The sequence below is a fragment of the Mariniflexile jejuense genome, from assembly GCF_042675665.1.
Taxonomy (GTDB): domain Bacteria; phylum Bacteroidota; class Bacteroidia; order Flavobacteriales; family Flavobacteriaceae; genus Mariniflexile; species Mariniflexile jejuense.
In genome coordinates, this window is the sequence record NZ_JBHTJI010000003.1 from 1 (window position 1) to 6863 (window position 6863).

7 protein-coding genes are annotated in these 6863 nt (G+C 29.8%); all 7 read left to right on the forward strand.

What is annotated here, in order from left to right:
- The first annotated feature begins 262 nt into the window (after window positions 1-262).
- Entirely contained in the window at window positions 263-673 is a 411-nt protein-coding gene (locus tag ACFQ1R_RS11345; RefSeq protein WP_379926335.1) for an SMI1/KNR4 family protein, read from the forward strand.
- A 1114-nt stretch (window positions 674-1787) separates the two neighbouring features.
- Window positions 1788-2690 carry a hypothetical protein gene (locus tag ACFQ1R_RS11350; RefSeq protein ID WP_379926336.1) on the forward strand — a complete coding sequence of 301 codons (903 nt, stop codon included), beginning with the start codon at window positions 1788-1790 and terminating at the stop codon, window positions 2688-2690.
- 234 nt (window positions 2691-2924) lie between these two features.
- Window positions 2925-3593 carry a hypothetical protein gene (locus ACFQ1R_RS11355; protein WP_379926337.1) on the forward strand — a complete coding sequence of 223 codons (669 nt, stop codon included), beginning with the start codon at window positions 2925-2927 and terminating at the stop codon, window positions 3591-3593.
- Between the two features lie 164 nt (window positions 3594-3757).
- On the forward strand, window positions 3758-4408 hold the full coding sequence (locus ACFQ1R_RS11360; RefSeq protein WP_379926338.1) for an ankyrin repeat domain-containing protein: 651 nt from the start codon (window positions 3758-3760) through the stop codon (window positions 4406-4408).
- Between the two features lie 147 nt (window positions 4409-4555).
- Window positions 4556-4990 carry an SMI1/KNR4 family protein gene (locus tag ACFQ1R_RS11365; protein WP_379926339.1) on the forward strand — a complete coding sequence of 145 codons (435 nt, stop codon included), beginning with the start codon at window positions 4556-4558 and terminating at the stop codon, window positions 4988-4990.
- A gap of 159 nt (window positions 4991-5149) precedes the next feature.
- On the forward strand, window positions 5150-5896 hold the full coding sequence (locus ACFQ1R_RS11370) for a hypothetical protein (RefSeq protein ID WP_379926340.1): 747 nt from the start codon (window positions 5150-5152) through the stop codon (window positions 5894-5896).
- 148 nt (window positions 5897-6044) lie between these two features.
- Window positions 6045-6395, forward strand: a complete 351-nt coding sequence (locus ACFQ1R_RS11375; RefSeq protein ID WP_379926341.1) for a hypothetical protein — start codon at window positions 6045-6047, stop codon at window positions 6393-6395.
- Window positions 6396-6863 lie beyond the last annotated feature (468 nt).

The window sequence follows — 6863 nt, forward strand, 5'->3', positions numbered from 1 at the left end:
TAAAAACGGAAACGGAAAACCAAAAATTGCGGAGAAAGAAAAATATCAAAAACTAAAAAAAAAGGACATTTAAATCTTTGTCTAAATTCAAAACCGCTACATAACATGGTATAAATTTAATTGCTTATAGTTACTTAATCGGAAAAATCCTGCGGATTTTTCCTTTGGCTTGTGTTTTTTTGCTATTTTAGTACCTAATCCACGCAACTAAAAATTATACAAAACGTTGGCATTAATTTAAAGCAACTACACCTCAAACTTTATGCTAGATAATATCATTGGTGAAATAAAACAGTTAGGAATTAAAGTAAATGGAAAATCTGAAAAAGAAGATTTAATAAAATTGACAAATACTTTAGACTTTGATTTCCCAAATGACTTTAAAAATTTCTATCTAATTGCAAACGGATTTTCTGATTACATTGGTTTTGAAAGACACCACATTTGGGATATAAATAAAATCTGCGAGGAAAATACTGCCGCAGATAAATTATATATAAAATTTTGCGACTCAATGCTATCATGCCCATGGATTGGTTTCTCCCGAAAAGACAGAAAAATTTATAAGGGTTATGGACTTGAAAATGAATTTGACGGAAATGCTGAATTTATAGCCGAAACATTTACTGACTTTCTAAAACTTATGACTAATAATTCAGAAAAACTCTATTAAAAAAAACTAATGCCAACACCGTATATAAAAAATTGCTAGTTTTATCCTAAACCAATGTTAGTTGCTCGTTTGCTAGCTTCTGATTTTCCTTCGGAAAATCCTCGCACACAAACACGCAACTTTCCATATACCAAACGTTGTAAACAATGTCCGAATCGAAACTTGAAATAAAAACAGGAATATGAAATGCTCAGTATGTTCAAGTGAAATAAATGAAAAATATTGCTCAAAGTGCGGACAATATTATAAAAATAAAAGAATTAATTTCATCACATTTTTAGGTGATTTATTTGACAGTATTTTTTCATTAGAAAAATCTTTTTTATTAAACATTCGAATTGGATTAAGTCAACCCGAATCATTAGTTTTAAATTATTGGAATGGATTTCGAAAATATTATTATAGTCCAGGGAAATTCTTTACAATAGCATCTTTATTTCTTATACTGCATTACTCAATTGCAAATGATTTTTTAGGTCTTGTAGTAACAAGTACTATTTCTTCACAGTTCGTTATTTTATTTGTAAATATTCTCTTGTTAACTCTTTCAAGTTTTCTAATCTATATACAATTCAAGAAAAATTTCTATGAACATCTAATCTTAAATATTTACAATGTAAGCTTATGGATAATTATTTTTTTTCCAATATCAGCAATTTTAAGTTTAACAGTAAATAATAATAGAACTGAACAATACTTTTATATTCTATATCATTTATTTGTTATTATTTGGAACTCGAAAGCTTTCGAATTGACCAAACTCAAGCGCGTTATTTTTGTTATAATAAATCTATTAATGTTTTATGGAGCATTGGGAATTTTAGTTTACAAGTATGGCGAATTTTGACCGAATAATTGAGTGAATAAAAAATGGAATGAATATATAAAACACTGTTTACAACACCGTGTATAATTAATTGCTTTGGCAAGTGCTTATCTGGAAAATTCCTTCGGAATTTTCTCTGGCAAGTATTTGTTTACTAAATTAGTTGCTTAACCACGCAACTAACCATACACAAACACGTTAGCCATTATTACCAAAATGAGAAACAGACATATTCCAACTTTAGCTTTTTTGGTTTTAATAAACTTCATTTGTTTTAGTCAAAATTCAATGAATGAAAATCCTAGAGTAAAAAAATTGAAAGAATCTACTAAATTTGAAAATGGTGAGATTTCAATTATTGCAAAGGTTATAGATTCAACAGAAAACATAAATATTTTTTTAATTAATAGGACAACAGACACTCTAAAAATTTTTGGTGGATATAATGCTGAAATTTTATTTAATAAAGAGATAAAAGATATAGATAGTATTTGGAAGCCTTTTGACGCATTATCTGAGTTAGCTTATTGGTGTGGAACAGGTTTACAAACTATCAGTTTACCCAAAGATTCATACACATATGAAATCTATAACAAATCAGTATATACGGGCGAATTAAACACAGAAATAAGATTTTCGTTTAGAGTAAAAGACTCATTAGTCATTTATTCAAAACCCATAAGTATTAAAGCAAACAATGATTTACTTCTTAAGCCATCAGACCGAATCGAGAAATATATTTACAAAGAATTAAAAGAAAATAACACTCTAAATTATAGCCAAAAAGAAAAATTAATTTTAAAAATAAGTTCAATACATTCTAAAGAAAGAAATTATAAAAAATCAATACTTATCTGTGAAAAATGGTTGAAAAACAATCCAAATTCCATTAGATTAAAATATGAATTGGCAGTTTCGATTTTTAAATATATTTCGCAACACAAAAGTGAATTAAATAAAGTTCAAATAAATATATTGTTAAGTAAGGCTATTAATGAACTAAAAACAATTCCCAAATCTGATAATCTAATCTCAATAAAATCAACTAAATATATTGACAATTATAGCAAATTACTACTATCTAAATCTGAATGGAACCAATTAAAAAAAGAAGAATGTACCACTGAAAACGATACTTGTTATTTTAGAGAGTTATCCGATGAAAAGATAGGAATATTATATAAAAATTAAAAAAACAATGGCTAACACCGTGTAAAAAACATTGCTTATTTTAGTTCAACCGTTTGGTCGTTGCTTTGTTTGCTAGCATCTGATTTTCCTTCGGAAAATCCTCGCACTCAAACACGCAACGTTCCTTACACATAAACGTTGTGTGTAATTTGAGAAAAATCCGTCGAATTATGGAAAACCGTAAAAAATTTAAAAAATAATGTTCAATTTTTATCAAAAATTAAAGTAAACTAAATGAAGAAATTTTTAAAAATCGCAGGAATTGGATGTGCAAGCATAATCGGAATTTTTATAATCAGCGGAATTTTAGTTGGAATTTTTAGCTCAAGTGATGATACCAAATCAACGACTTCAACCGAAAAAGAAACCGCAGAAAAAACAGTTGATAGCGTTCAAATTAAAAAAGACCAAATAACCAAAGACAGTCTTGTAATTGTTAAAAAACAGAAAAAAGAAAAGGCAGAAAAAGACTTGAACTCATTCAAAAAAAACGAGGACGAATTTAAAGAAACTACATTTTATAGAGATCCGAGAACACCATATTACACAAATGTAAATTTCATCTATCCATATATTGGAAAGAAAGCAGACTTTTATTATTTAAGACTTAAATTTCAATATGCTTCTGATGATTGGTTATTCATACAGAAAGGAATTTTATTGATTGACGGAGAACAATACACTATAACTGGAGATTGGGAAAAAGATAATGATTCAGGAATTTGGGAGTGGTTAGATATGTCAGTTGGAGAAACTGAATGCCTAATATTAGACAGACTTGTAAATTCAGAATCCGCTAAAATAAGATATGAAGGAAGACAATATCACGACGACAGAACTATAACGAAAAAAGAAAAAGACATAATCAAAAAGACATTGGAAATCTATGACAATGTAAAATAAAAACTACACACAACACAGTATAAAAAAAATTGCTAGTTTTAGCTAATCCAATGTTAGTTGCTCGTTTGCTAGCTTCTGATTTTCCTACGGAAAATCCTCGCACGCAAACACGCAACTTTCCTTATACCAAACGTTGTACTGCATTATGACCAATCAATAATCTAATGAGTTTATTTAAAAATTTGTTTTCATCAAAAACTTCTGAATCTGAAATAAATCGGACTAAACAACTTTACGAAATTGATAATGAAACCAGAAGAGAATTTTATCAATACTTGTTTAATTCTTCAACGGAAAAAGTCATCGAAATAATTGAAAAAGAAAAGATTGACTTTAATAGCTTTACGAATTCTGAAAAATCCAGCACTCTGTTAATAAAATCAATTTGTGACTGCAAATCCGAACTAAAAGGTTCTGAAAATCACGTCAAATTAATTTCTTATTTAATAGACAAAGGAGCTGAAATTAATACAAAAACAGCAGACGGATATAATGCGCTAGAAGTAGCTTTATCATTTCATGGTATGTCCAATATTTCATTGATTTTAATAAAAAGCGGAAAAGCGGAAATTAACTCGACAGAAAAACACGGAAATAATCCAATATTCACAGCAATCAGAGAGTATGGTCTGACTTGGAGAGAAGAACAAAAAGAAGTTAACCAATTGAGGTTTGAGATAATAGAAGAACTTCTAAATCGTGGAGCTGATTTGGATAAAATAAATAATCACGGAATAACAGCTAGAAAATGGCTTGAAAGACTTTCAGAAAATGATAGATTACATAATTTAATTAAAGAATTTGACAAAAAATAACGCAGTACAACAAAGTATAAAAAAAATTGCTAGTTTTAGCTAAACCAAAGTTTGTTGCTCGTTTGCTTGCTTCTGATTTTCCTTCGGAAAATCCTCGCACACAAACACGCAACTTTCCTTATACATCAACGTTAGCAAACATTAAAAATGACCATCGAACAAAATATTGATAATTGTAGATTTAACGGAAAAATTGACTCAGATGTAATTGAGGATATTGAAAAATCACTTGGAATAAGTATTCCTAGAAATTATCGTGACTTTATTGAAAATTATGGTTGTGGAAATATAAACGGATTTGACTTCTTTGGAGCATATCCGAATATTGATTATCGGAATGGAGCTGTTCTAAATATTTTATGGAGAAATATGGACGACAGAACTGATTATGGATTAAATCCGAAACTTCTTTTAATTGGAGATGCGACTTGTGGAGACTATTTCTGTATGGATACTGAAAATTTAAATTCCCCGATTTATTTATGGAATACATCTTTAAGTAAGGAGAAAATTAGCGACTTAGAAATCATTGCTTCGGATTTTAATAATTTGATTGAAAAAATATTTAAAGAACAATTATAAAAAACGTTTGCTAATAAAGTGTAAAAATAATTGCTTGTGACTTGCCTACTTGGAAATTCCTGCGGAATTTCCAATGGTTCGATTCATTTTTAGTAAGTTAGTAGCTTAAACACGCAACTATCCTTACACAAGCACGTTGGCATTCATTTAAACTGAACGATGAAAAACACATTTCTGATTTTATTAATATTTTCAACTTTGAGTTGTTTAAGTCAAAGCGTGACAACCGAAAAGGCTGAACCTGATTTAGAAAATCTGATTTCTGATTTTGTATCAACTGATTGGGGTAAGGTCTATAAAGCAAAGGATAGTTTACTGAATATCGGAAAACAATCAATCCCATATTTGATAAAATTATTGGACAATCCAAAGGACTTTAAAAAGTTAGAAAATACTGCTGACTTAATTTATCCAGGAGCAACTGAATTTTATGGACACGATTGGTTTATAAATTACGATTTGGACTGGATTGCTATTCGAGCAGGTTGGGCTTTAGAAAATCTGACTTCCCAAAACTTTGGTTTTACCGAGAATGTCATTACCGAAAAGGAATTAATAGAATTACACAAAAAAAACTATTCGAAATACATTGAAAACGGGAAACACGATGTAAACTTTGAAAGAACAAAATTCAAGGAACTCGATATTATAATAAAACGAGTAAAAGATTGGTGGAAAGAAAACGAAAATGGATGGACTGCTCTTAACGGACTGAAAAAAGCCATTTTTAGTGAAGATATTAATCGTCAATTAGCTGCAATACAACAAATGAGATATCCTCGATTTAAAATCAAAGGATATAATCAAGAATGGTTTGACCGAGAAATTAGAGACCGAATTATTGAATTGAATAAAACAGATAATGAGGAATTGAAATTACAAACAGGATATTTAATTAGAGAATAAAAAAACGAAATGCCAACACCGGCTATAGTTCATTGCTTCTGACTTTCCTCGCGGAAAGTCCTCGCAAATTTGCTGTCTTCGGTTTACGGCGGAAAATCCTCGCGGATTTTCACGCAACGAAACCATAGCCAAACACGTTGGCATACATTTGAAGAACGAACTTATGGAATATAAATGGAATCCCTTTGACGCAGGAAATTCGATTGGAACAATTGGTTCTGAAAATGGAAAAATACTTAAGGATGAGGAAAATCCATTTGGAGCAAGAATAACTTTAGAAGAAAACGGTTCAATTGCACCTTTTTCAATTACAGTTGGAATTTATGGACTAATGTTTCATACTGACTTTTATAGTTCGCTTGAAAATGCGGAAAAAGAATTTCAAACCTTCAAAGCAAAAGTTGAAAAAGTTATAGAACATTACTCGATTGACGAAAATAAAAGAGATTCAGAATGGAATGAAAAACATAACCAATTAATGGAACTACTAACCGAATGAAGAATAGGAATCGAATTTTTTATATCTGGATTTTAGGAAATGTCTTTTTATTGATAAGGTTCTTTATCGACCCTTATCTAATCCAATGTGAACCTTGTATTCCTGATTATCCTTGCCCACCGTGTCGAACGGAATTTGCAAAAGATATTTGGATTTATTTTCTAATTTGGAATTTATTAATTGGAATAGTGTTTACAGTAAAAAAGAAAAAAACGTATGCCAACAATGTATAACCGCAATTACGGCGGATTCGACTACGTCCGAATCCACTCGAAATTGCTAACATCAGTGCTTAACCGAAAATTAATGCATATTAACCCGTAACTGACGGTTATACGAGACCGTTGTACAACATTTAAATGAAACGCAATTTCACAATCATATTTCTAGTTCTAATTTCCACTTTATGTAACTCTCAACATTCTGAACGGTTTCTGGAACTTGTAAAAGATTTAGAGCAAATCACTT